This window comes from Paraburkholderia lycopersici, from assembly GCF_900096975.1.
Lineage (GTDB): Bacteria > Pseudomonadota > Gammaproteobacteria > Burkholderiales > Burkholderiaceae > Paraburkholderia > Paraburkholderia lycopersici.
This window is the reverse complement of sequence record NZ_FMYQ01000004.1, coordinates 257,255-281,588: the sequence shown is the minus strand read 5'-3', so window position 1 is coordinate 281,588 and position 24,334 is coordinate 257,255. Positions and strand designations below refer to the sequence as shown.

Here is a 24,334-nt window from a genome sequence, read left to right as displayed (position 1 = left end):
ATCCAGCATCTGGCCGGCATGAAGGACTCGAAGGTGATCGTCGCGATCAACAAGGACGAAGAGGCGCCGATCTTCAGCGTGGCCGACTATGGCCTCGTCGGCGACCTGTTCACGGTCGTGCCGGAACTCGTGAAGGAACCCGGCTAACGCGCCGCCAGCCAGCCGACCGCGTCGCCGTCGCGCGACGCGGCCCCGCCTCCTCAAGCGGCGCCAATGCGCGCCGCATCCCCTCGCCCATCCCCCCCAGCGGCACTGCGCCCCGCCGCACGCACTTGCGCGCGCCCGGTTATATTGCGCCTGAAGGCCGCGCGCGCCGCGTCAGGCAAGATGCGGGCCGACGCCCGTCCGCTCGTTGCGCACCCCGCGCGAGCGCCCAGAACGAACCCGCCCCGTCGATGGAGCACGCCTACGATCACCTGCTGCACCTGCTCGCCGCGCATGCCGCGTGGACGCTCGCGGTCGTCGTGCTCGCCGCCTTCCTCGAGTCGCTGGCGCTCATCGGCACCTTCATCCCCGGCAGCACGGCCATGTTCATCGCGGGTGCGTTCGCGGCCACGGGCGCGATCAACCTCGGCTGGCTCTTCGTCTGCGCCATCGCGGGCGCCGTGGCCGGCGACGGCGTGAGCTTCTGGGTCGGCCACCGCCACCGCGGCTCGCTGGCCCAGATGTGGCCGTTCAGCCGCCACCCCGGCATTCTCGAGCGCGCGCAGGCCTATTTCGCGAGCCACGGCACGCGCAGCGTGATCCTCGCGCGCTTCATCGCGCCGCTGCGCGCCGTCGTGCCGATCGTCGCGGGCATGGCCGGCATGGCGCCCATGCGCTTTTTCGTGATGAACGTGCTTTCCGCGCTCATCTGGGCGCCCGCGCACATCGTGCCCGGCGTGGTGTTCGGCGCCTCGCTCCAGCTCGCGGGCGCGGTGTCGTTCCGGCTCGTCGTCATCATCGGCATCGTCGCGCTCGCGGTCTGGCTCATCTGGCGTTTCGTGCGCATGCTGCTGCTGCACATCGACAACTGGGCCGGCGCGTCGCGGCGCAGCGCCGCACAGTGGGCAGCGCAGCATCCGGGACGCGTATCGCGGCGCCTCGCGCGTCTGCTCGACCCGGCACAGCCCGCGCTGGGTCCCATCATCGTGATTACGGGCCTCGTGCCCGTGTGCGCGGCCGTGTTCTCGTATGTGCTCGGCAACGTGCTGCGCGGCGCGCCGCTCGTGCAGCTCGACCAGTCCGTGCGCCAGTTCCTCCAGTCGATCCGCACCACCTGGGCCGACGAAGCGCTCGCGCGCGTCGAAACGCTCGGCAGCACGTGGACGCTCACGGCGCTCATCGCGACCGTGAGCGTATGGATGGTGCTCGAGCGGCGCTGGCGCACCATCGCTTACTGGATGCTCGCGGCCGGTGTTTCGCAACTGCTCATCCTCGTCCTGCGCTTCGTGATCCACCACTCGGCGGGCGGCGGCGAGAGCGTCGAAGCCTACGTGTTTCCGAGCGACCGCGTGGCCTCGATGGTGATCGTCTACGGCTTCGTGATGTTCCTGCTCGTGCGGCGCGCGAGCATGCTGGAGGCCGCGCTCGTCGCCGCGCTCGGCAATGGCATCGTGGTGGCCGTGGCGTTCGCGGGGCTCTATTTCGACCGCTTCCTGTTCTCCGACGCCATCGGCGGCGCGGCCTTCGCCTCGATCTGGGTGGCGGTCGTGGTGCTCACGTCGCTCTGGCGCTACCCGAAGCGGCCGCCGCAGCGCGCTTTCGTGCCTCCCGTTGTGCTCTTCGTGCTGGTCGCCGCGGTTCTCCTGCAGACAGTCCCGCCGGGGCGCCGTCCCACGCCGCCTTCGGGTGCCGCCGCGGCGCCGCGGGCGCCCGTCGTCGTCACGCAGATGCAGTGGAGCGATTCGCTATGGAAGACGCTGGCGTGCTATCGCTTCGACATGAAGGGCGCGCGGCGCGAGCCGATGACGATCCAGTGGGCCGCGAGCCGCGAGAATCTGCGCGCGGCGCTGCGCGACGCCGGCTGGAGCGAGGGCCCGCAGATCTCGGTGAGGAGCGTGCTTTCGCTCGTCGCGCCGCGTGTGGACGTCATGACGCTGCCGCTCTTGCCGAAGCTGAACAACGGCCTGCCCTCGCCGCTGGTGTTCGCCCGCGCGCGCCTCACGGGCGACACCGGCGAGCCGGGCAGCCGCCGCGACGTGCTGCGCTTCTGGCCTTCGGGCTATGCGCTCGCGCCGCGCAGCAACGGCAATGGAAACGGCGCCGAGCCTACCCCCGTCTGGATCGGCTCGCTCGTGCATGAGCGGCTGCGCCGCGGGTCCTGGCCGTTCAACGTGCTGACCACCTACCCCGACGACGCCTCCGACCTCACCGCGCCCGACCAGCCGGCCGGGTGGCGCATGCTCACGCTGCCGGGCGAGGTGGGCTGCGAAGGGCGGCCCGTGAAGCTGATCGTGCAGGGCGGCCGCTGAGGGCTTACGCCGCGCTTGCGGCCCAGCTGCCGGTATCGCGAAAGCGGTCGATGCGCTTGCGCGCTTCCGCGTAGGCGGCGTCGAGCGCGGCGTCGGGGCCGGTGTAGTTGCGCATCATGTCGTGAAAGCGCACGCTGCTTCCTTCGAGATGGGCGTCCGCGCCGTGCCGGCAGATGTAGCCGCTGTAGTGAAACAGCGGCTCGGGCGAGCGCGGCCCGAACGCCGGAATCGGCAGCACCCAGATCTCGAAGCCTTCGTGCTCGGTGTGGTCCCACATGGCGTGTCTCCACGATGGCGATGACGCCGACTATCCTCGCACGACCAGCCGCTCGCCTGCAAACCGCCCGTTTTCGCGACTTTGGCTAAACTATGCGGCACAGCAGATTTCACACCGACTCCAGCGATACCCACATCATGACGCCGGCCTCACTCACGCAGGAACCGCAGTCCGTCTCCAGCGCCGTCACGCGCAATGCCTTCTTCATCGTTGCGACCGTCAACGAAGACGCCGCGAGCCGCGCCACCGTGCGCGCCTGGTGCGCCGACGTCGCCAACCTCGTGCGCGCGGTCGGCAAGCGCGTGCCGGCCGGCAATCTCTCATGCGTGGTGGGCTTTTCGTCCGACGCGTGGGACAAGCTGTTCGGCGAGCCGCGCCCGGCCGGGCTGCACGCGTTCCGTGAATTCGGCACGGGCGAGCGCAAGGCCATTGCCACGCCCGGCGACATTTTGCTGCACATTCGAGCCGACGAAACCGACCTGTGCTTCGAACTCGCCACGCAGCTCATGAAGCGCCTCGAAGGCGCGGTCACGACCGTCGACGAAGTGCACGGCTTTCGCAACTTCGACATGCGCGCGATGATCGGCTTCGTCGACGGCACCGAGAATCCCACCGGCAACGAAGCGGTTCATTTCACGGTGATCGGCGAAAACGAGGACCCCGAGTTCTGCGGCGGCAGCTACGTGCTCGTACAGAAGTACCTGCACGACATGAAGGGCTGGAACGCGCTTTCCGTGGAGGCGCAGGAACACATCATCGGCCGCACCAAGCTCCAGGACATCGAACTCGACGAGGCCGTGAAGCCGAGCTGGTCGCACAGCTCCCTCACGACGCTCGAAGACAACGCAGGCAACGAGATCAAGATCCTGCGCGACAACATGCCGTTCGGCCGGCCCGGCTCGGGCGAATTCGGCACCTACTTCATCGGCTACGCGCGCTCGCCGCAGCCGATCGAACAGATGCTCGAAAACATGTTCGTCGGCGTGCCGCCGGGCAACTACGACCGCCTGCTCGACTTCAGCCGCGCCGTGACGGGCGGCCTGTTCTTCGTACCGTCGCAGCCGCTGCTCGAAGCGCTTGCCGAAGTCGAACCAGGCACCGCGCCCACCGTGGAGGTGGACACCGCCAACCCGGCACCAACAGAAACCGAGCCTGCCGCCGCGCCCTCCGCGGACGGCTCGCTCGCCATCGGATCCCTCAAAGGAGCACCCCGGTATGAATAACCTCCATCGCGAGCTGGCGCCGATTTCCACGGCCGCGTGGTCGCAAATCGAAGAAGAAGTCGCGCGCACCTTCAAGCGCTCCCTTGCGGGCCGCCGCGTCGTGGACGTCGAGGGCCCGGGCGGCCCCGCACTCGCCGCCGTCGGCACGGGCCACCAGAACGGCATCGAGGCGCCGCTCGAAGGCATGCGCGCGCGTCAGCGCGAAGTGAAGGCGATCGTCGAACTGCGCGTGCCGTTCGAGCTCTCGCGCGAAGCGATCGACGACGTGGAGCGCGGCGCCGAGGACTCCGACTGGCAGCCGGCCAAGGACGCGGCCACGCGCCTCGCGTTCGCGGAAGACCGCGCGATCTTCGACGGCTACCGCGCCGCGCAGATCACGGGCATTCGCGAAGGCACGTCGAACCCCGTGCTGCCGATGCCGGCCGATATCGGCGAATATCCGGAGGTGATCGCCAAGGCGCTCGAGCAATTGCGGCTGCAAGGCGTGGACGGTCCGTACACGGTGCTGCTCGGCTCCGATGCGTACACCGCCGTGAGCGAAGCGAGCGATCAGAGCTACCCGATTCTCGAGCACATTCGCCGCCTCGTGAACGGCGAGATCATCTGGGCACCGGCCATCGAGGGCGGCGCGATCCTGAGCACCCGTGGCGGCGATTTCGCGTTCCACCTCGGGCAGGATGTGTCGATCGGCTATTCGTCGCACGACGAGAACAGCGTGAAGCTCTACCTGCAGGAGAGCTTCACGTTCATGCTGCTGACCGCCGAGGCTTCGGTGGCGGTGAAGCCGGAATAAGCGTCGCGCCGATTGGCGGGCGGCAAAAAAGGGGCGCTTTTTCGAGCGCCCCTTTTTTTGCGGAACCCGGAGCGCCGCACGGTACGCGCGACAACAGGCAGCGGCATGGAGTCGACGCCCCCGCCTGACCTAACTGCCGGTATGATGACGGGCTCGCCGCGGACGACCGTGCCGCCGCGGCGTACGACTCCATTCACGACGACCCCCGACGACCAGAGGAAGAGAAGATCCCATGACGGCAGCAACGCAATTCGACCAGGTTTCCGTAATCAAACGCGCCAACGTCTACTTCGACGGCAAGTGCGTCTCGCACACGGTGCTGTTCGCCGACGGCTCCCGCAAGACGCTCGGCGTGATCCTTCCGGGCACGCTCAACTTCGGCACCGACGCCGCCGAACTCATGGAAGTGCAGGCCGGCAAGTGCCGCATCCGCCTGGATGGCGCCGACGAGTGGAAGACTTACAGCGCCGGAGAGTCGTTCTCCGTGCCGGGCAAGAGCCGCTTCGACATCGACGTGATCGAGACGCTCGACTACGTTTGCAGCTACCTGTAAGCGCCGCGCCGTTTCATACGCCCGCCTCGCGAACGGCGCGCTGCTCGCCAGCGTCATTGCAGACGCGGCGCGCGTGCCGCCGTGAGCGAACGCGAGCCGGCTGCGCGCGAGTCCTCCGACTGAAGGTCTCGCGCACGAACGCCTGGCCGTTGTTCAGGCGCCGAGATCCGCCAGCGGATGCGCCTCGCCGCGCCATGGCGAAGCCAGAAAATGCTGCACGCGCTCGGGCCGTACTTCGACGAGCGTTGCAGGCGCCCAGCGCGGCTTGCGATCCTTGTCGACGAGATGCGCACGCACGCCTTCGCAGAAGTCGCCCTCCCCGATCGCGCGGCCTACGATGCCAAGCTCCATGCGAAAGCTCTCGGCGAGCGTCATCTGGCGACCGCGCAGCAGCGCCTCGCGCGTGACTTCGAGCATCGTGGGCGAATGGTGCGTGAGCGCGTCGAGCGTGGCTTCGAGCCAGGCACGCTCGGGTTGCGTGTGCTCGCGTTCGAGGTCGGCGCGCAGCGAGGCCACGATCTGCTCGACACGCGCGCGGCGGTCGAAGTGACGCACGATGAGCGGCGCGAACGAGGCCAGCGTGCCGTCGCCGGCTTCGTGGCACGGCGCGACGAAAATCTCGCGCAGCGCGGCGTGCACGTCGCCTGTCCATTGCGCGGCCGCGAGGCGCGCCTCGTAGCCGTCGAGCCACTCGGCGGGCACGCAGGCATCCGCGAGACGGCAATGCACCGCGTCCGCACCGCCGAGCGTCGCGCCGGTCAAGCCGACGTAAAGTTCCATCTCCACCGGCATCTTCGCGAGGAAATGCGTCGCGCCCACATCGGGCAACAGACCGATGCGCGTTTCCGGCATCGCGATCTTCGTGCGCGAGGTCGCCACGCGCAGCGCCGCCGCCTGGCCGAGCCCCATGCCGCCGCCCATCGTCACGCCGTCGAGCAGCGCGACGATGGGCCTGGAAAAAGTGTGCAACCGGTAGTCGAGCCGATATTCGTCGACGAAGAATTGTTGCCAGCCGTTTGCGCCGTCACGCGCTTTGTCGCGCGCAAGCTGATAGAGCGCGCGCACGTCGCCGCCCGCGCAAAAGCCTTTCGGGCCCGCGCCCTCCAGCACCAGCGCAACGATATCGTCGTCCGAGCGCACGCGCTCCAGCAGCACCGCCAGTTCGCGCACCATGGCGTGAGAGAGCGCATTGAGCGCCGCCGGACGATTGAGCGTGACGATCGCCACGCGATTGACCACGCGAAACAGCACGTCGTGTTCGGCTTCCGGTGCGGCCGAGACGGAAGCGGGTGTTGCATTCATGACTTAGCTCTCCGTTTCAATGTGCCAGCGCGGCTTGCGTTTCTCCAGAAACGCGTTGACGCCCTCGCGCTGGTTGGGCGAGTCGAACAGATCGACAAAGCGCTCGCGCTCGACCGCGAGCGCCGCGCCGCGCGGCACGCCGTTGCGCGCCTGATGGATAAGCGCCTTGCTGGCCGTCACGGCCTGCGGGCTCAGGCCAGCAACGCGCGCCGCCATCGCGAGCGCGGCCTCGCGCGCGCCGCCCGTCGCGACGACTTCCTCCACGAGCCCGATGCGCAGCGCCGTTTGCGCATTCACGCGCTCGCCCGTGAGGATAATGCGCTTGGCCCAGCCTTCGCCTACGAGCCAGGGCAAGGTCTGCGTGCCGCAGCCGGAAGGCAGCAGCCCCACGGCGGGCTCGGGCAGCGCGAGCTGCGCGTGTTCCTCGGCAATGCGGATGTCGCATGAGAGCGCGCACTCGAGGCCACCACCCATCGCGTAGCCGTTGATCGCGGCGATCACCACGGGCCGCGCGTTCTGCAGCGCTTCGAAAGCCGCGCCGAACGCGCCCGCCGCTGTACGCGCGACCTCGCGGTCGCCTTCGGCGAAAGCATTGAGGTCTGCGCCCGCGCTGAAGAACTTCGGTCCGCTGCCCGTAATCACGACGGCGCGCACCTGGGGCTCGCGGTCGAACGCCTCGACCACCTGCTGGAGCTGGCGCAACCCATCGACGGTAAAGGCGTTCGCGGGCGGCCGCGATAGCGTGAGCACAGCCACCGCGCCATCATGCGCGTATTCGAATTCAATCATTTCGGACTCCGTTGAGATATTAGCGAAGCTCGGGAAAATCCTCTTCCCAGTACTCGTCGGGCTGGCGTGCAATGCCGGCGTCGCGTTCCATTTCACGGCGGCGCAGCTCGACGCGGCGGATTTTTCCCGAGATCGTCTTCGGCAGATCGCTGAACTGCAGGCGGCGAATGCGCTTGTACGGCGCGAGCTTTTCGCGAGAGAAGCGGAACACCTCCCGCGCGAGATCGGGCCCGGCTTCATAACCTTGACGCACGATGACGAACGCCTTCGGCACCGAGAGACGCAGGTTGTCCGGGCTCGGCACGACCGCCGCTTCGGCGATCGCTTCGTGCTCGATCAACACGCTTTCCAGTTCGAATGGACTCAGACGGTAGTCCGACGACTTGAATACGTCGTCGGCGCGGCCCACGTAGACGTAGTAACCGTCGTCTCGGCGCATGGCGACGTCGGACGTGTGATAGTAGCCGTTGCGCATTGCGTATTCGGTCGCCTTCGCGTTGTTCGCATAGCCCGTCATCAGGCCGAGCGGGCGAAGCGCCGAATTACGCCCAAGCGGCAGCGCAATTTCGCCTTCGCCCACCGGCTGATCGTCGGGGTCGACGAGTTCCACGCGGTAGCCGGGCAGTGGCCGCCCCATCGATCCCGGCACCACGGGCTGGCCCGGCGAGTTGCCGATCTGGCAGGTCGTTTCGGTCTGTCCGTAGCCGTCGCGGATCGTGATGCCCCACGCGTGGCGCACGCGTTCGATGATCTCGGGATTGAGCGGTTCGCCCGCGCCCACGATCTCGCGCAGCTTGACGGCATACGACGCGAGCGGCTCCTGCACGAGCATGCGCCACACCGTGGGCGGCGCGCACAGCGTGGTCACGCCGCATTGCACGAGCGCGGCGAGCGTGTCTTTCGGCACGAAGCGCGCATAGTTGTAGACGAACACGCAGGCCTGCGCGTTCCACGGCGCGAAGAAGCAGCTCCACGCATGCTTGGCCCAGCCCGGCGAACTGATGTTCCAGTGGACGTCGCCAGGCATGAGGCCGATCCAGTACATCGTCGAAAGATGGCCCACGGGGTAGCTTTCGTGCGTGTGCTCGACGAGCTTGGGCTTCGAGGTCGTGCCCGAGGTGAAGTAGAGCAGGAGCGGGTCGGTGGCGCGCGTGGGTCCGTCGGGCTCGAATGCGGGGCTCGCCTCGTACGCGCGCGAAAGGTCGATCCACGCCTCGCCCGCATGCGGCGGCGCACCCACCGCGATGCGCTTCACGCCGGCATCGAGCGCGTCGAATTTGACGAGTTCGGCGGCGTCCACGACGACGTAGCGCGCGCCGCCCGTTTCCACGCGCTCGCGCACGTCGTCGGGCGAGAGTTGCGTCGTGGCGGGCAGCACCACCGCGCCCAGCTTCATCGCCGCGAGCATGACGTCCCAGAGTTCGACGCGGTTCGGCAGCATCAAAAGCAGACGGTCGCCGCGCGCGACGCCCTGCTCGCGCAGAAAGTTCGCCATGCGCGAAGAGCGCTCGGACATCTGCGCGAACGAATAGCGCGTGCCGCCATTCGCGAGATCGTCGACGATCCACAGCGCCGGGTTGTCGTTCCCGCGCGCCATCACGTCGAAGTAGTCGAGCGCCCAGTTGAACGTATCGAGCTTCGGCCATGCGAATTCATCGTAGGCGCGTGAGTAGTCGGTGCGGTGACGCAGCAGCAGCTCGCGTGCGTCGATGAAAGCCTGCGCGGAAGGGGTGAACCCGGTCATCGTCGTCTCCAAAGTGCGCGTTCGCGCTCGTCTTTATTATTGCTTCGCCATCCTTTCCATTCTTCAAAGCTGCCGTGCGATCACCATGCGCTGCACTTCGCTCGTGCCTTCGTAAATCTGCGTGATGCGCGCATCGCGGTAATGGCGCTCCACCGGATAATCGTTGAGGAAGCCATAGCCGCCATGAATCTGGATCGCGTGCGAGCACACTTCCTCCGCCATCTCGGACGCGTACAGCTTCGCCTGCGAGGCTTCCGAAAGACAGGGCTTGCCGAGCGTGCGCAGCCGCGCCGCGTGATGCACGAGATGGCGCGCCGCGTTGATGCGCGTATGCATGTCGGCGAGCAAGTTGGCCACGCTCTGATGCTTGATGATGGGCTCGCCGAACTGCACGCGCTCGTGCGCATAGGCGCGCGCCGCATCGAAGGCCGCGCGCGCGATGCCGAGCGCCTGCGCCGCAATGCCGATGCGGCCGCCTTCGAGATTCGCGAGCGCGATCTTGAGCCCTTCGCCGCGCTGGCCGAGCAGGTTCGCTTCGGGAATCGCGCAATCGACGAGCGAGATCGGGCAGGTGTCCGACGCGCGAATGCCCATCTTCTTCTCTGGCGGTCCGACGTTGAAACCCGGCGTGTCGGTCGGCACGATGAAGGCGGAAATGCCGCGCTTGCCCGCGTCGGCATCGGTCACGGCGAACACGATGGCGACGTTCGCGCGCGAGCCGTTGGTCACGAACTGCTTGTTGCCGTTGAGCACCCACTTGCCGTCGCGCAGCTCGGCGCGCGTGCGCAGGTTGTTCGCCTCGGAGCCGGCCTGCGGCTCCGTCAGGCAAAACGCGCCGATCATCTCGCCGCTTGCCAGCTTGCCGAGCCAACGGTCCTTTTGCGCGTCGGTGCCGAACTTCAGGATCGGCCCGCAGCCCACCGAGTTGTGCACGCTCACGAGCGTCGCGCACGAAGCGCAGCCAGCCGCGATTTCCTCCATCGCGAGCGCGTAGGCCACGTAGTCGGTGTACGAGCCGCCCAGCTCCTGCGGCACGATCATGCCGAGAAAGCCCAGTTCGCCCAACTGCTTGACGACCTCGTCGGGCAGCTTGCCGTCGCGGTCCCATTGGGCCGCGTTCGGCGCAAGGCGCTCGCTCGAGAAGTCGCGTGCGGCGTCGCGAATCATGCGCTGGTCGTCGGTGTAGAACTCGTCCATGTGTGTCTCCTTCCTGTGTCTCTTGCGCCGCAGCACGGCAACGGTTCATGCGCACGGCGCTGCATTCATCCACTGTGGCGCGATGCGGCCCCGGCTGCAAGGCTTGCGAAAAGTGTAGGCATGCGGGCGGGCGTATTCGATGCCCGCCACGCTCAAAGTCTCTGATCGGATTTACCATATCGGTCGCCACCCCTCCACAGAGAAGCAACATCATGCAATCGACCCGAACCCATGCACTGAGCGAAAAAGGCACGATCTCGATGAGCCTCGTCAACGAGACGCTCGCTCGCGCGCGCGCGGGCGGGCTGGAAATCGCGCCGCTCGCCGCAGCCGCAGGCATCGCGCCGGCCACGCTGCTCGCACCGCACGCCCGCGTGAGCGCGGCGCAATATGGCGTTTTGTGGTCAGGTATCGCGCGTGCGCTCGACGACGAATTCTTCGGCCAGGACTCGCACGCGATGAAAACCGGCAGCTTCATCGCCATGACGCACTCGGCGCTCGGCGCAAGCACGGGGCGTCAGGCGTTGCAGCGCGCCGTCCATTTCATGCGGCTCGTGCTCGACGATCTGGCCGGGGACGTCGACATCGACGCCCTGCGCGTGCGCGTCACGCTCACGCACCGCGCGGGCAAGCCCACGCCCACGATGTTCGCTTACGCCACCTGGTTCATCCTCGTCTACGGGCTCGTCTGCTGGCTCGTGGGGCGGCGCATTCCGCTTCTGGCGGCGCGCTTTCGCTGTCCGCAACCGGGGGCCGCGCACGAATACCAGTTGATGTTCTGCGACGACATGATGTTCGAGCAGCCCGCCACGTACTTCGAAGTCGCGCCCGGCTTCCTCGATCTGCCCGTGATGCAGACCGCCAGCTCGGCGCGGACGTTCCTGCGCAACGCGCCGGGCAACTTCGTCGTGAAGTACCGTAACCCTGGCTCGTTCGCGGCGCGCGTGCGAAGGGCGCTGCGCGCGCTCCCCGCCACCGCGTGGCCCGACGCCGACGCCATCGCGCATCAGCTCAACGTCGCGCCGGCCACGCTGCGCCGGCGCCTGAGCCAGGAAGGCCACAGTTGCCAGTCGATCAAGGACGAATTGCGGCGCGACCTCGCCATCGCCGCGCTGCGCGATCCCGGCCGCCCGGTCGCCGATGTCGCGGCGGCTGTCGGGTTCGCAGAGCCTAGCGCGTTCCATCGCGCGTTCCGCAAATGGACCGGTCAGCGCCCGACCGACTTCCGCGCCCCACCTGGGCGCGGCAGCGACGGATGACTTCGATCCACATCTTTCGGTTATCGGGATAGCGCCTATACTTTCAGGGATATCCCTGATATGAAAGGCCTTGCCATGAACCCCCTTCCGCGTGTAGCGCTCGGCGTCGCCGCAGCGTGCTGCTTCGCGTCGGCTGCGGCGCTGGCCCAACCGTACACCGCCTCCACGCCGCTCACGCGAGCCCAGGTCCGCGCCGACCTGATCGAATGGCGCCAGGCGGGCTACGATCCGCTCGACTGGATCGACTACCCCGAAAACGCTCAACGTGCAGGCGCAATCGTCGCGCAACGGCGCGCGGCGCGCGCCGGGGTTGGCGCTTCCGGCGCCCAGATGACCCAGTAACCGTCCCAACACAACCCTCCTTTCGCGCGGCGCCGTGCAACGCAGGCCCGGCGCCCGCCCCGTGCTGTACCCCGTGCGTCCAGACGAAGACCGCCATTCGCGGCGCGCGCCGCCTGCCCGCTCGCGGCCGGCGCGGGCGCTGTTGTACCCGTTCCACGCTCACGACAGCTTTTCAGCGCTCGCCGGACAATTGTTTACAATCGCGCCCGTAGCCCCGCGCTACGGCGTCCGCGCGCGCAGCGTCGCGGGCCTGCCTGCGCCGATTCCGCACAACAAACAAGCAGCGAACAACCCGCTCGACTCTCAAGGGCCCGATCCTCATGGACGCCATCAAACGCTATTTCGGTTTCGAAGAAGCAGGCACCAACCTGCGCACCGAACTGCTCGCCGGCTTCACCACTTTCCTCACGATGGCCTACATCATCTTCGTGAACCCGGCCATTCTCGGCGACGCCGGCATGCCGAAAGAAAGCGTGTTCGTCGCCACCTGCCTCGTCGCGGCGCTCGCCTCGCTCGTCATGGGCCTCTACGCGAACTATCCGATCGCGCTCGCGCCCGGCATGGGCCTGAACGCGTACTTCGCCTACACCGTCGTGAAGGGCATGGGCTTTACATGGCAAGCCGCGCTCGGCGCGGTGTTCATCTCCGGGTGCCTGTTCTTCGTCGTCACGCTGCTGCGCGTGCGCGAGGCCATCGTCAACGGCATTCCGCATTCGATCCGCGTGTCGATCACCGCGGGTATCGGCCTCTTTCTCGCCATCATCTCGCTCAAGACTTCGGGCGTGATCGTCGGCAGCCCGGCCACGCTCGTCGAACTCGGCAACCTGCACGATCCGCATACGATCCTCGCCATCGTCGGCTTCTTCGCGATCGTCACGCTCGACGTGCTGAAAGTCCGCGGCGCGATCCTGATCGGCATCGTGGGCGTCACGATTCTCTCGTTCTTCTTCGGCGGCAACCAGTTCCACGGCGTGTTCTCCGCGCCGCCCTCGATCGCGCCGACGTTCGCGCAACTCGACATCAAGGCGGCGCTCTCGACGGGCGTGCTCAACGTGGTGCTGGTGTTCTTCCTCGTCGAACTGTTCGACGCGACCGGCACGTTGATGGGCGTGGCGAACCGCGCGGGCCTGCTCGTGCACGGCAAGATGCACCGCCTGAACCGCGCGCTGCTCGCCGACAGCAGCGCGATTCTCGCCGGCTCGATTCTCGGCACGTCGTCGACGACGGCGTACATCGAAAGCGCCTCGGGCGTGCAGGCCGGCGGCCGCACCGGCATGACCGCGCTCACCGTGGCCGTGCTGTTCCTCGCGTGCCTGTTCGTCGCACCGCTCGCGGGCGTGGTGCCGGGCTACGCCACGGCGCCCGCGCTGCTCTACGTCTCGTGCCTGATGCTGCGCGAACTCGCCGATCTGCCCTGGGACGACGCCACCGAAGTCGTGCCGGCCGCGCTCACGGCGCTCGCCATGCCGTTCACTTACTCGATCGCCAACGGCGTCGCGTTCGGCTTCATCTCGTATGCGGGGCTGAAGCTGCTCACGGGCCGGCTGCGCGACGTGAAGCTGATCGTGTGGATCATCGCGGCCGTGTTCCTGTTCCGGTTCTTCTATCTCGGCAACGCGTAGGGAAACAGGTGAACCTCGTCTCGTGCCGCCAGCACGCATAGCGGCATCACATGTGGCAATCCGCGCCATCGGCAGGCGCGGGTTCCGGTGCAGATCAAACTCCGCGGCCGCATTGCTGCACGGCTTCGCGCGCCCTCCTTATCATAGGAAAATTTTCCAGGATCCCCGCACCAAGGAGCCGCCTCGTGGCAACTTATCCCGCCGCAACCGAACGCTACGCGAAGCCCGCGATCTTCTTTCACTGGGCGATTTTTCTGCTCGTCGCGCTCGCCTATCTCGCCATTGAAGTGCGCGGCCCCAAGGGCACGGACAGCCGCGTATTCTGGAGCAACGTGCACTTCTGGGCGGGCTCGCTGGTACTCACGCTGGCCGTGCCGCGGCTGCTATGGCGTCTCTGGCATGGCGCGCCCGCGGACATCGACTCGAACGCGTTGCTCTCGTTTCTCTCGCGCCTCGTGCATCTCGCGCTTTACCTGTTCATCTTCGTGCAGCCGCTCCTCGGCATTCTGACGGTCAACACGGGCGGGCATCCGGTCACGCTCACGGGAATCGATCTGCAGATCACGCTGGTGGGCCCGGATCCGGTCGCGCGCAAGTTCATCAAGGACGCGCATGAGTTGATCGGCAACCTGTTCTATTGGGTCATCGGGCTGCATGCGCTCGCGGCAATCGGGCATCACGTCGTGTTTCGCGACAACACGCTGCGCCGCATGGTCTGAGCACAGCCCTCGCCTGCGCGCTAAACGAAAGCCGCGCCCAAAGGCGCGGCAAGAAGCGGATCTGACGAAACAGAAAGGCGCCCGCGACGCGCGGGCGCCTTGCATCTACGACGCTACGACGCGTTGCCGTGGGCCTGCACGAAGCGCACGTAGCCGCTGCGGAGCACGAGACACTGCGCACGCGTTTCGGAAAGCAACCGGCGCGCACAGGCTTCGATGCGGTCGCGGTGGTGGTCGAAGGCGTTCAGCATGTCTTCGGCGCGCGGCGAGGCCGCGCCGAAGTGGTCTTCCAGCGCTGCCGCCGTGATCGTACATTCCACCCTCTCTCCATCGATCATCGCCGGAAACGCCAAGGTCAGGTCGGGGCCCGAATATTCGGGCGCCTCGTTCGGAAACATGATCTGCATGGGAGTCGCCTTGGGTGGATGGTGAAAGGGCCGCGCTCCGCCCGCCCCGGGCTGCCCCGGCATAGGGCAGAGAACCTCCGGGCCGGCTTGCGCGGATCAAGGTCAGCCGCCAGGAACGATATGTTTTCGGCGGTTGATTGGATTCACTTTAGACGACTTCGCGCGGCCCGCAAGCTCCGCGTTGTCACACGACTGAAATAGCGCTCGGGAGCGGTTTTTTTCCGGCGCTTCCGACCTCGCCCGTTTTTCTCGCGGATGCAGCAGGCACGTGTGCCGTTGCGCACACGAACGCCCTCCCGGCCGTGCGCCGACGCGCTGCGCCGGATGCCGCATCGCAACACGCGCGCCGCAAGGGCGCGTCAGGATTCGCGATGCCGGTGCTGATCGAGGTGTTCGAGGTCTTTGGGGTGCAGGGTCAGCATCACCACGAACGCGACGATCCCGATGGCCGCGGTCACCATTCCGGACAGCACGACGTTGTTCTCGTCGAAGATCAATCCATCAATGGCATCCCCGAGGCCAAAGAGCGCGACGAACGTGGCGAGCACCGCCACCACGATCCTCAATTCGCCTTGCACCATGAGGCACTCTCCGTTTCGGAGCGGGCGGCGCGCCTGCCGCCGCCGGAGGGCGCGACGCGAATGCGCCCTCGCTTTCATCCTGGCACCGGCGCGAACAAATGCAAGGCGCATTTGATACGCATCGCCAGCGTCGTATGCCGCCCTCATTCGAGCCTGGCTTCAGCGCACCTGCTTCGTTCCGATTGGCAGCGGCGGCATATCCTGTACCATGGACCATTCAAGGCACAGTCCGCGCACCGTCGTGTTGCGCCGCAGCATAGTGCCCATAATGACTGGAGACACGAGTGACCCGACGCCCCGTTACGCCGCACGACGCGGCCCGCGCGGACATGATTGCGCACGCGCACGCGCGCTCGCGCGCACTCGGACTGCGCACCACCGAGACACCCGAATTCGGCGCCCTGGCCGCCGTGGACCTGCGCGAGCTCATCGACGCGAACCGCACGCTCTACCACCAGGCGAGGCCCGTGATGGACGCGCTGCACGCGCAGATCGTCGACACCCAGAGCATGGTGCTGCTCACCGACCGCAACGGCGTGATCCTCCACAGCCTCGGCGACAGCGACTTCGTCGAGAAAGCGCAGCGCGTGGCGCTGCGGCCCGGCGTTTCGTGGGCCGAGCAGCATCGCGGCACGAACGCGATCGGTACGGCGCTCGTCGACCACCAGCCGACCACGGTGCACGCCGGCGAGCACTTTCTGCGCGCCAATCACATCCTCACCTGCTCGTGCGCGCCGATCGCCGACCCGTACGGACGCACGCTCGGCGCACTCGACGTGAGCGGCGAGTCGCGCGGCTTTCACAAGCACACGCTCGCGCTCGTGCGCATGTCGGCGCAGATGATCGAGAACCATCTGTTCGGCACCGAATTCGCGGAAGCCATCCGGCTCCAGTTTCATGCGCGCGCGGAGTTCATCGGTACGTTGTACGAAGGATTGGCGGCCTTCGCAGCCGACGGTACGCTGCTTTGCGCGAACCGCAGCGCCCTGTTCCAGTTCGGCGCGCCGCTCGCGGACCTGCAGCAGCGCGACTTCGCCGCGCTCTTCGGCCAACCGTTCGCGACGTTCATGCAGCGGCTCATGCACGCCCCCGGCGAGCCGCTCACGCTCGCGCTGCCGAGCGGCGTGCGCGTAATCGCGCGCGCCACGCCCGGTGCGGCGCCGCTCGCGCGATCCGCGCCGCCCGCAACGTCCCGCGCGGTGTCCGCGCATGCGGCCAGCCAGGCGAAAGCGCCCAACGCCGCCGCGGACACCGCGCCGCAACCCACGCTCGCCGATCTCGACACCGGCGACGCGCGCCTCGCCGCCGCCCTGCAGCGCGTGGCGCGCGTACGCGGCCGCGACATTCCCGTGCTCGTGCTCGGCCGCACCGGCACCGGCAAGGAATGGCTCGCGCGGGCGCTTCATCACGACTCGCCGCGTAGCGACGGACCGTTCGTCGCGCTCAACTGCGCCGCATTGCCCGACACGCTGATCGAAGCCGAACTCTTCGGCTATGAGGACGGCGCGTTCACGGGCGCGAAGCGCCGCGGCAGCACGGGCAAGATCGCTCAGGCGCATGGCGGCACGCTCTTTCTCGACGAGATCGGCGACATGCCGCTCGCGCAGCAGGTGCGGCTCATGCGTGTGCTACAGGAACGCGCCGTGGTGCCGCTCGGCGGCACGCGCGCGGTGCCGGTGGATCTGCGCATCGTCTGCGCCACGCACCGAGACTTGCGCGCGATGATCGCCGAAGGCACGTTCCGCGAGGATCTTTACTACCGCATCAACGGCCTCGTCGTCACGCTGCCGGCGCTGGCCGAGCGCACCGATCTCGCGGCGCTCGTCGCCCGCATGCTCGATATCGTGCGGCGCGAGGTGCCGGGCGCGCCCGCGCGCCTCACGCCGGCCGTCGAGGCGTGCTTCGCGCGCTGCCGCTGGCCGGGCAATCTGCGTCAACTCGCGAGCACGTTGCGCACCGCGGCGATCATGGCCGAAGGCGAGGACGCCATCGACGTCGCACATCTGCCCGAAGACCTCGTGCACGATTGCGCCCCCCCGGGCGACAGCAAGGCGCAGCGCGAACCCGCGCCCCTGGCCGTATTGCAGTCGCGGCTCATCGAAGACACGCTCGCGCGCCATCGAGGCAACGTCTCTGCGGCCGCACGCGAACTGGGACTCGCCCGCAACACGGTCTACCGTCATCTGCGCCGGCGCGGCTGAGCGCATCGGCGAACGGTCAAGGCGCGTTCAGACCGGGACGGCGCCAGGGTAAGCTTGGCGGAACGCTTTCCATCCACGCGCCATGGCCTCAGTCCAGGAAATAAAACGCTTCCGCCGCAACCTCGCAGACGAACTCGACAGCGCCGCCGTCTACGACACGCTCTCCGCCGCCGAAAAGGACGACGAGCGCCGCCGCATCTTCGCTGAACTCGCGGCGTCCGAGCGCGAGCACGCCGAGGTTTGGCGCGACAAGCTCGCAGCCAACGGCGTCGAGGTGCGGCGGCACCGGCGCAGCGCGAAGACGCGCCTTCTGCAAACGCTCACGCGCACCTTCGGCCCTTCGCTCGTGCTGCCCACGGTCGCCGCCGCCGAGTACGCCGACCGCGACCGCTACGCGCGCGAACCCGGCGCGGAACGGCTCTCCGCGCAGGAGCAGCAGCACGCGGCCATCGTGCAGGAGATCGCCGCGAACAGGCGCGAGACCGGGAAGAGCCGCGGCGAGCAGATCGCCGCCGCCGAATCGTGGCACAGGGGCGCGACCGCGGGCAACGACTTGCGCGCGGCCGTGCTCGGCGCGAACGACGGGCTCGTGTCGAACTTCTGCCTGATCATGGGCGTGGCCGGTGCGGGCAGCGCCAATCGCGCGATCTTGCTCACCGGGCTTGCGGGCCTCGTGGCAGGCGCATGCTCGATGGCGCTGGGCGAATGGCTCTCGGTGACCAACGCGCGCGAGCTTGCGCGCACGCAGCTGGCGAAAGAAGCCGACGAACTCGAGCACACGCCCGACGCCGAGCGCCACGAACTCGCGCTCATCTATCAGGCAAAGGGCATCGAAGCCGACGAAGCGCGCCGGGTCGCCGCCCAGATCATGGACAACAAGAACGAGGCGCTCGACACGCTCGCGCGCGAGGAACTCGGCATCGATCCGAAGGCACTCGGCGGCAGTCCGTGGTCGGCGGCCGCGGTGTCGTTCTGCCTGTTCTCGCTCGGCGCGGCGTTTCCGACGGCCGCGTTCCTGTGGGCGCAGGGTCTATCCGCGATCGTGCAGTCGGTCGCGCTGAGCGCCTTCGGACTCGCCCTGGTGGGCGTATTCACGTCGCTCTTCAACGGGCGCAGCGCAACGTTCTCGGCGTTCCGGCAGATCGTGATCGGGCTCGCCGCCGCCGCGTTCACTGCGGGCGCGGGGCGGCTGCTGGGGGTTTCGATTTCATGAGCGACGAATCCACGAAGGGCCATGTGCCGCTCGTGCGCGTGGAGCCGCTTGGACGCAGCTTCGAATCGCCGCCCGAACTGACCTTGCTCGAAGCGGCGGCCTTCGCGGGCATCCGCCTGCCGCGCATGTGCCGCAACGGCACGTGCCGGACGTGCCTGTGCCGCGTGACGAGCGGCGAGGTGAGCTTCACGATCGAATGGCCCGGATTGAGCCGCGAGGAAAAAGCCGAGGGCTATGTGCTGACCTGCGTGGCCGTCGCGCGCACCGATCTCGTGCTTGACGTGCCGGATGCGGAAGAGATGTGACGCTCAGTCGAGGCTTGTAAGTCCGAATACCCTGAACACGCAAAACGGCCCGCGACTTCGCGTCGCGGGCCGTTTTGCGTCAATGACGTCAACCGGGGCTTACTGGCCGCCGAAGTACACCGATTGCGGGCCTGTGCGGGCCGCTTCCGACACATAACGGCCACCCGAAGCCGACGACGAACTGCTCACGCCGCCGAACGAGCCATCGGTCTGTACGACGGGCGCATTCGCGTGGGCGCCGCCGGCCGCCTGGTTGCGGCTGGTTTGCTGGAATTCGACGAGCTGCTCGCGCACCTGCTCGCGCGTCAAGCCCTGATCGGCTTGAGCAAAAGCGGCCAGCGGGGCGGCCAGAGCAACGGTAAGAGCGACAGCCTTGACAAGCGACTTCATGATGACAACCTCCGGAATTATTCGGCTCGACGCGCAACGACCGTCCGCGCCCTTTTATGCCCGGCCCGCTCGCTGCGATTTGCCGCAACGGCTGGCAGTGAGTGGATTTTAGGCAAGTGGGTCAAGCGGATACAGGCTGATTCCGATGATTTCGAGTTACAGATTTCGCAATAATCGGGCAATTTTGTAGGGCCGGATTCAGCCCCGCCTCCGTTCAGGCGCCGCAATACTTCAGACGATTTCGAATCCGATTGTTGTCGCCAGGAGAATACTGAATTCGTTCTCTAAGTATTTACCCTTATCTTCCGATGGCATAGATTTGTAAAATGGGCTGCGCAGATGCGACGGCCCTTCACAAAATAAGTCGGAGGTTAAGTCATGAAGTCGCTTCTCAAGGCTGCCGTCGTTGCCGCCATCGTCGCCGTGCCGGCTGCGTCGTTTGCCCAGGTACAAACCCAGCAACAACCGGTGACGCGCGCCGAGGTCCGCGCGGAACTCGCGCAACTGCGCGCCGCCGGCTACGACCCGAACGACTGGATGCACTACCCGGAAAACATTCAGGCCGCTGAAGCCAAGGTCGAAGCGCAGAAGGCCGCCACGGCCTACGGCCCCTCGACGAACGGAACGTCGCAGTCGAGCCAGTAAGTTGCGCGACACCCCGGCCTGGAAGCCGGGTTCTCGTTGCAAAGCATCAGGCCCGCCCTCGAAAGAGTGGCGGGCCTGATGCATTCTGGAACCTCGTTTTCCGACGCGCGGCAGGTCATTACCGCACCCCGGTAGTCGCGCGGACGGCGGTCGACGCGGCGGCATCAGCGGCCGCCGTGACCTCCACCGTGGCCTCCGCCGCCATGGCCCCCGCCATGCCCGCCGCCATGTCCGCCGCCGGGCGGACCCCACGGCCCGCCATGGCCGCCACCGTGCCAGTTGCCGCCATGCTGATCGTGGCCGCCCCCGTGCCAGTCGCCGCCATGATGGTCGCCGCCACCACCCCAGACGCCGATGTTGACGCTTCCGTAGGCCGGCCCATAGGCGGGCCCGTAGCCGTAGTAACCGGTGGAATATGGCTGGTCATAGCCGCCGTAGCCGTAGCCGTAGCCATAACCGGGGGCCACCGCACACCCGGCGAGGAGCGCGATGACGCCCACCGTGAGAATGAACTTGATCATTGCAGACCTCCCTTCCAAATGTAAGAAAGAAGAATCGGCGTTAAGTTCTTGTTGAAGTGTGAGCCTGGATTACGGCTGTAACGGTAAAACACGCGCGCTCGCGCGCTTTTAGCCGCGTCGCCCCATCGCTTCTTCGATTTTGCGATCGGTCTTGTACTGGCTCAGCGAATAAACCGCCCAGATCGCAGCCGGAATCCAGCCAATCAGCGTGACCTGCAAGATCAGGCAGACGATGCCCGCAATGGGCCGCCCGATGGTGAAGAACAGCAGCCAGGGCAAGACGAGCGCAATCAGTAGACGCATCTTCAGCGAGACCTCTAAAGCGTGAAAAAGGAGCGTGGATCAAGATCAGTTGACGGGCGCAAAGCGCGGCACGAGCGCGCCTTCATGCTCGACGAGCTCGAAGAACACCGTCGAGGGTCGCGTCCATATCGTGCCGTTCGCGGCACGATACACGATCATCGTGACAGAGGGATCCGCCTCGAGCGTCGCCTCGCATATCAGTTCGTAGATGCCGCCTTTGTAGTGCCGATAGCGCACCATCGTGTTCCCCTCTTCGAGTGCGCAAGCCTTCGTTGCGCGACCGCGCCAGTGTAACAAGGGATAGGTGCGCCGGCTCCTTCAGGATTCGCGTCACTTCGCGCGCCGCCGCAGGGCGCCTGGCGCGCTTTGAGCCGGCGCTTCGCCGCAGATCAGCGCAATGCCCGCGGCCGCCATGGCGCGCAGCGAGGCGCGCGAATCGCCGGCCCTCGCCCGCAACGCCATGCTGTGCAAGAGCGCGGAGGCGAGGCGCGCCAGCGTCGACGCATTGGCTTGCGCCGGCAGTTCGCCCCGCGCGACAGCCGCACGCAGACGCTGCTCGAACGCCTTGTCAAATGCGCGCAGGCCTGCAAGCGAAGCACTCGCGCACGGCCTCGTCATTCACGGCCGCCACCGCCGCTGTGCCGATCGGCAGGCAGCCGCGCGCCGTGTCGTGCGCGGGCAAATACCAGCGGAGCGCCCCATCGAATACGCGCAGCACCTCGAGTCGCGCAGATTCCTGCTCGACGAATTCAGCGTGGCGGACGCCTATCTCGCGAGTGTGCCGCATCGATGTTTCGCAATGGCCGGCGGTTGCAGCGTACGCGCAACGCGTGCGCGAGCGGCGCGCCGCTCGCGAAGGCCATCGCCCAGTACGCAATCTTCAAACGCACGCACCGCTGAGCCGCGCAATCGCGGCGGATTTTTTCTCGCGTGGCAGACGCTTTTTTGTCGTGCGATAACCGTTCAGTCGCCACACTCGCCGGAGCCACGCAATGGCCACGCTCGAAGCCTTGCGCATCGTCCTCGACGACCCGCATACGCCCGAAATCATTCGCAATCACGTCATCGATTCATTGCAGTACGCGCTGCGCAATCATGGCCAGGTGTTCGCCTCGAAAGAGATCGAATGGCTCGCCACGTGGGACGATGCACGTATTCCGCTCGCGGCTTCGAAGGAACTGCGCCGGCGCGTCGAGCAGCACTGACGCGTCCATCCGGCTCACGGTACGCATTCAGCCGTTCGCGAGATCCGCGAACACCGTCTTGAGATCGCTGCCTGCGCGCAAACGCGCCTGCTGCACCACCCGCTCCTCGAGCTCGGCCAGATGCGCGCGCATTGTGGAAAGCGCCGCTGCCAGGTCGCCGGCCTCGAGCGCCTCGATGATCTGCGCGTGTTCGTCGGGCGCGCACATCGACGCCTTCGACGGATCGAACAACGCCTTGTAGAGCTCCGTTTTCGCGACCAGTTGCGCGAGCGCTTCCACCAGCGCCGCGCCACCCGCCTGCCCGGTCAGCAGCAAATGGAACTGCCCAGCGAGGCGCACGGCCTCGTCCACGCGACCTTCACGCAGGGCTTTTTTCTCGCTGCGCACGTGCGCTGAAAGCCTGCGCCGCATGGTGGCGTCGAGCGTGCCGCAGAGGCTCGCCATCACACCCGCTTCGGCCACCTGACGCGCGCGATACACCGCGCGTATGTCGTCCTCGGAAGGCGACGGCACGAACGCGCCGCGATTGGGCTCGAGCACGAGCTTGCCTTCGAAGCCCAGCCGCGCCAGCACCTTGCGCAACGCGCCGCGCGTGCAGCCGAACGCGGCAGCTAGCTCGCGCTCGACGAGCTGCTGCCCCGGCGCGAGCTTGCCCGCCAGCAGCGCGGAAGAAATCGATGCATAGAGATGCGCTTCGACGTCGGACGGTTCGTCGGCGTCGCGGAGCGGGGCGGAACGGGAGGATCGAGCCATGGGAAAGCGCGCTAGCTGGGTTCAGGTCGCATTGTAGCGAGCGGCATCGCCGGGTGATACCCATCCGCGACCATGCTCGATCAACCATGCCGGACATAGCTGCCCAAGGATAAATTGTTAACAATATAAGCGTATAGTGGTCAACTATATCGACCAGTAAAGGTTGACCGGATTGAACCCTCAAAACACCACCATCCTCTCCACAGGCGAGACGGCCAGCGTGCTCGCGTGGTACGCGGCCATTGTCGTGATCGGCCTGAACCTGCGCCCGCTGCTCACCTCGATCAGCCCGCTCATGACGACGATTCGCGGCGCCACCGGCCTCAGCTTCTACGGCGCTTCGATGCTCACGAGTCTCCCTGTCCTCGCGATGGGCCTCGGCGCATTCGGCACCGGCCTGCTCGCGCGCAGGCTCGGCGAAACGCGCGGCGTCGCGCTCGGGCTCGTCGCGATCGCCGCCGCATGCGCGGCCCGCGCGTTCGCCGCCAGCGGCGGCGCGCTCATGCTCACGGCGGCTGCGGCCGGCGCAGGCGTCGCGGCCATTCAGGCGCTGCTGCCCGCGGTCATGAAGCAGCGCTTCGCCGCGCGTGTGCCGCTCGCCATGGGCCTGTTCTCGGCATCGATCATGGGCGGCGGCGGACTCGGTGCGAGCCTGAGTCCGTGGATCGCGCGCATCGGCGGGTCATGGCATGCGGGGCTTGCGGTCTGGACGCTGCCCGCGCTTGCGGCGCTCGGCATCTGGGGCGCATTGAACGGCATATTCGGCAGCTCGAAAAGCCAAGGCGCGCCGCAGTCCTCCACCGCGCTCGCCGACCGTCACGCCAAAGCGGCAGCCGTGCCGGTCTGGCGCAAGCGCCGGGCATGGACGCTCGGTCTGCATTTCGGACTCGTCAACGGCGGCTATACAAGCCTCGTCGCCTGGCTGCCCGCCTACTATCAGCAGCATGGCGCGAGCGTCGAAGCGAGCGGCTCGCTGCTCGCGGCGATGACCGCGTTTCAGGCCACCGCCGCCCTGCTTCTGCCGCTCGCGGCGGCGTCCTTCTCCGATCGGCGCCCGTGGCTCGTCCTTGGCCTGTGCGCCCAGCTCGTGGGCGTGATCGGCCTCGCCGCGCGGCCCGAAGCCGCGCCGCTCCTGTGGGTCGCGGCAGCGGGCGCGGGACTCGGCGGCACGTTCTCGGTCACGCTCGTCACGGCGCTCGACCATTCGGCGGACCATGGCGTGGCCGCGCGCCTCGTCGCCTTCGTGCAGGGCCTGGGTTTCGTGATCGCGGCGCTTGCGCCGGTCGTGGCCGGACGCGTGCGCGACCTGACCGGCGGCTTCTCGGGCGCGTGGATCATGCTCGCCGTTTCGATCAGCGCGATGATCGTGCTTTCCCTCGCGTTCTCGCCGCGCAGCTACGGGCGCTGGCTCGGCGCGCACATGCAACACATTGCCCACGGCGGGTCGTGAAACGTTTGCATAAGTGCCTGTATGAATGTACAGTGCGTGCAGCCGGCCATCCGTGCCGCCCGGCCGCCGCGCCGGGCTTGAGCCGCC

The 24,334-nt window shown here is 67.2% G+C and carries 27 protein-coding genes and 1 pseudogene; 15 read left to right on the top strand and 13 right to left on the bottom strand.

The annotated features are described in order from the left end of the window. Positions 1-147, top strand: a pseudogene (locus BLU17_RS32220) (electron transfer flavoprotein subunit alpha/FixB family protein); the annotation flags it as partial. A 248-nt stretch (positions 148-395) separates the two neighbouring features. Continuing rightward, positions 396-2,453 (top strand): VTT domain-containing protein, encoded by a 2,058-nt coding sequence (locus BLU17_RS07360; RefSeq protein WP_091996054.1) that lies wholly within the window; start codon positions 396-398, stop codon positions 2,451-2,453. 4 nt (positions 2,454-2,457) lie between these two features. Here the strand turns inward: BLU17_RS07360 and BLU17_RS07355 are convergent, their stop codons facing one another. After that, positions 2,458-2,730 carry a hypothetical protein gene (locus BLU17_RS07355; protein WP_091996053.1) on the bottom strand — a complete coding sequence of 91 codons (273 nt, stop codon included), beginning with the start codon at positions 2,728-2,730 and terminating at the stop codon, positions 2,458-2,460. A 137-nt stretch (positions 2,731-2,867) separates the two neighbouring features. On the opposite strand from BLU17_RS07355, the gene BLU17_RS07350 reads away from it, so the two are divergent. The 3 genes from BLU17_RS07350 to ppnP all read left to right on the top strand — a co-directional run bounded on the left by BLU17_RS07350 (position 2,868) and on the right by ppnP (position 5,299). Further along, the gene (locus BLU17_RS07350) at positions 2,868-3,953 is read left to right on the top strand and encodes a Dyp-type peroxidase (RefSeq protein WP_091996052.1); all 1,086 of its coding nucleotides are present in this window, start codon (positions 2,868-2,870) and stop codon (positions 3,951-3,953) included. Continuing rightward, positions 3,946-4,746: a family 1 encapsulin nanocompartment shell protein gene (locus BLU17_RS07345; RefSeq protein ID WP_091996051.1), complete on the top strand. Its 801-nt coding sequence runs from the start codon at positions 3,946-3,948 to the stop codon at positions 4,744-4,746. The genes BLU17_RS07350 and BLU17_RS07345 overlap by 8 nt, the downstream gene beginning before the upstream one ends. Positions 4,747-4,978: 232 nt before the next feature. Beyond that, the gene (gene ppnP / locus BLU17_RS07340) at positions 4,979-5,299 is read left to right on the top strand and encodes a pyrimidine/purine nucleoside phosphorylase (RefSeq protein ID WP_091996050.1); all 321 of its coding nucleotides are present in this window, start codon (positions 4,979-4,981) and stop codon (positions 5,297-5,299) included. 153 nt (positions 5,300-5,452) lie between these two features. Here the strand turns inward: ppnP and BLU17_RS07335 are convergent, their stop codons facing one another. The 4 genes from BLU17_RS07335 to BLU17_RS07320 all read right to left on the bottom strand — a co-directional run bounded on the left by BLU17_RS07335 (position 5,453) and on the right by BLU17_RS07320 (position 10,331). Continuing rightward, positions 5,453-6,601 carry an enoyl-CoA hydratase/isomerase family protein gene (locus tag BLU17_RS07335; protein WP_091996049.1) on the bottom strand — a complete coding sequence of 383 codons (1,149 nt, stop codon included), beginning with the start codon at positions 6,599-6,601 and terminating at the stop codon, positions 5,453-5,455. Between the two features lie 3 nt (positions 6,602-6,604). Then, a complete protein-coding gene (locus BLU17_RS07330; protein ID WP_091996048.1) occupies positions 6,605-7,390 on the bottom strand; it encodes an enoyl-CoA hydratase in 786 nt (261 codons plus the stop codon). A 19-nt stretch (positions 7,391-7,409) separates the two neighbouring features. Further along, positions 7,410-9,134 carry an AMP-binding protein gene (locus tag BLU17_RS07325; protein ID WP_091996047.1) on the bottom strand — a complete coding sequence of 575 codons (1,725 nt, stop codon included), beginning with the start codon at positions 9,132-9,134 and terminating at the stop codon, positions 7,410-7,412. 63 nt (positions 9,135-9,197) lie between these two features. Then, entirely contained in the window at positions 9,198-10,331 is a 1,134-nt protein-coding gene (locus BLU17_RS07320; protein ID WP_091996046.1) for an acyl-CoA dehydrogenase family protein, read from the bottom strand. Between the two features lie 212 nt (positions 10,332-10,543). Here BLU17_RS07320 and BLU17_RS07315 point away from each other — a divergent pair, with 212 nt between their 5' ends. The 4 genes from BLU17_RS07315 to BLU17_RS07300 all read left to right on the top strand — a co-directional run bounded on the left by BLU17_RS07315 (position 10,544) and on the right by BLU17_RS07300 (position 14,273). Further along, positions 10,544-11,590, top strand: coding sequence for an AraC family transcriptional regulator (locus tag BLU17_RS07315; RefSeq protein ID WP_091996045.1), 1,047 nt, complete (start codon positions 10,544-10,546; stop codon positions 11,588-11,590). 75 nt (positions 11,591-11,665) lie between these two features. Next, complete coding sequence (locus BLU17_RS07310) at positions 11,666-11,932, top strand: DUF4148 domain-containing protein (protein WP_091996082.1); 267 nt, start codon at positions 11,666-11,668, stop codon at positions 11,930-11,932. A 320-nt stretch (positions 11,933-12,252) separates the two neighbouring features. After that, entirely contained in the window at positions 12,253-13,554 is a 1,302-nt protein-coding gene (locus tag BLU17_RS07305; protein ID WP_091996044.1) for an NCS2 family permease, read from the top strand. A gap of 185 nt (positions 13,555-13,739) precedes the next feature. Beyond that, positions 13,740-14,273, top strand: a complete 534-nt coding sequence (locus tag BLU17_RS07300; RefSeq protein ID WP_091996043.1) for a cytochrome b — start codon at positions 13,740-13,742, stop codon at positions 14,271-14,273. Between the two features lie 113 nt (positions 14,274-14,386). Here BLU17_RS07300 and BLU17_RS07295 read toward each other — a convergent pair whose 3' ends face one another. Together BLU17_RS07295 and BLU17_RS07290 are read right to left on the bottom strand one after the other, a co-directional pair. Beyond that, complete coding sequence (locus BLU17_RS07295) at positions 14,387-14,680, bottom strand: DUF1488 family protein (protein WP_091996042.1); 294 nt, start codon at positions 14,678-14,680, stop codon at positions 14,387-14,389. Positions 14,681-15,039: 359 nt separating this feature from the next. Beyond that, positions 15,040-15,261, bottom strand: coding sequence for a DUF2964 family protein (locus BLU17_RS07290; protein WP_091996041.1), 222 nt, complete (start codon positions 15,259-15,261; stop codon positions 15,040-15,042). Positions 15,262-15,545: 284 nt separating this feature from the next. Here BLU17_RS07290 and BLU17_RS07285 point away from each other — a divergent pair, with 284 nt between their 5' ends. From BLU17_RS07285 to BLU17_RS07275, 3 genes are all read left to right on the top strand, one after another. Further along, positions 15,546-17,462, top strand: coding sequence for a sigma-54-dependent Fis family transcriptional regulator (locus tag BLU17_RS07285; RefSeq protein WP_091996040.1), 1,917 nt, complete (start codon positions 15,546-15,548; stop codon positions 17,460-17,462). 82 nt (positions 17,463-17,544) lie between these two features. After that, positions 17,545-18,675, top strand: a complete 1,131-nt coding sequence (locus BLU17_RS07280; RefSeq protein ID WP_091996039.1) for a VIT1/CCC1 transporter family protein — start codon at positions 17,545-17,547, stop codon at positions 18,673-18,675. Continuing rightward, the gene (locus tag BLU17_RS07275; protein ID WP_091996038.1) at positions 18,672-18,980 is read left to right on the top strand and encodes a 2Fe-2S iron-sulfur cluster-binding protein; all 309 of its coding nucleotides are present in this window, start codon (positions 18,672-18,674) and stop codon (positions 18,978-18,980) included. The genes BLU17_RS07280 and BLU17_RS07275 overlap by 4 nt, the downstream gene beginning before the upstream one ends. 99 nt (positions 18,981-19,079) lie before the next feature. Here the strand turns inward: BLU17_RS07275 and BLU17_RS07270 are convergent, their stop codons facing one another. Further along, complete coding sequence (locus BLU17_RS07270) at positions 19,080-19,370, bottom strand: DUF4148 domain-containing protein (protein WP_091996037.1); 291 nt, start codon at positions 19,368-19,370, stop codon at positions 19,080-19,082. Between the two features lie 378 nt (positions 19,371-19,748). Here BLU17_RS07270 and BLU17_RS07265 point away from each other — a divergent pair, with 378 nt between their 5' ends. After that, on the top strand, positions 19,749-20,015 hold the full coding sequence (locus BLU17_RS07265) for a DUF4148 domain-containing protein (RefSeq protein ID WP_091996036.1): 267 nt from the start codon (positions 19,749-19,751) through the stop codon (positions 20,013-20,015). A 164-nt stretch (positions 20,016-20,179) separates the two neighbouring features. On the opposite strand, the gene BLU17_RS33040 is transcribed toward BLU17_RS07265, so the two are convergent. The 4 genes from BLU17_RS33040 to BLU17_RS07245 all read right to left on the bottom strand — a co-directional run bounded on the left by BLU17_RS33040 (position 20,180) and on the right by BLU17_RS07245 (position 21,457). After that, positions 20,180-20,536: a hypothetical protein gene (locus BLU17_RS33040; RefSeq protein ID WP_176928948.1), complete on the bottom strand. Its 357-nt coding sequence runs from the start codon at positions 20,534-20,536 to the stop codon at positions 20,180-20,182. Between the two features lie 108 nt (positions 20,537-20,644). Further along, a complete protein-coding gene (locus tag BLU17_RS07255; protein WP_091996034.1) occupies positions 20,645-20,839 on the bottom strand; it encodes a YqaE/Pmp3 family membrane protein in 195 nt (64 codons plus the stop codon). Positions 20,840-20,884: 45 nt separating this feature from the next. Next, positions 20,885-21,079 (bottom strand): DUF1653 domain-containing protein, encoded by a 195-nt coding sequence (locus BLU17_RS07250; protein WP_091996033.1) that lies wholly within the window; start codon positions 21,077-21,079, stop codon positions 20,885-20,887. Between the two features lie 90 nt (positions 21,080-21,169). Continuing rightward, positions 21,170-21,457, bottom strand: coding sequence for a hypothetical protein (locus BLU17_RS07245; RefSeq protein ID WP_091996032.1), 288 nt, complete (start codon positions 21,455-21,457; stop codon positions 21,170-21,172). Between the two features lie 374 nt (positions 21,458-21,831). Between BLU17_RS07245 and BLU17_RS07235 the strand changes: the two genes are divergently transcribed. Next, positions 21,832-22,044 carry a hypothetical protein gene (locus BLU17_RS07235; protein ID WP_091996030.1) on the top strand — a complete coding sequence of 71 codons (213 nt, stop codon included), beginning with the start codon at positions 21,832-21,834 and terminating at the stop codon, positions 22,042-22,044. 27 nt (positions 22,045-22,071) lie between these two features. Here BLU17_RS07235 and BLU17_RS07230 read toward each other — a convergent pair whose 3' ends face one another. Then, the gene (locus BLU17_RS07230) at positions 22,072-22,797 is read right to left on the bottom strand and encodes a GntR family transcriptional regulator (protein ID WP_091996029.1); all 726 of its coding nucleotides are present in this window, start codon (positions 22,795-22,797) and stop codon (positions 22,072-22,074) included. Positions 22,798-22,969: 172 nt separating this feature from the next. Between BLU17_RS07230 and BLU17_RS07225 the strand changes: the two genes are divergently transcribed. Beyond that, entirely contained in the window at positions 22,970-24,247 is a 1,278-nt protein-coding gene (locus BLU17_RS07225; RefSeq protein WP_425434072.1) for a cyanate transporter, read from the top strand. The last annotated feature ends 87 nt before the right edge of the window (positions 24,248-24,334 follow it).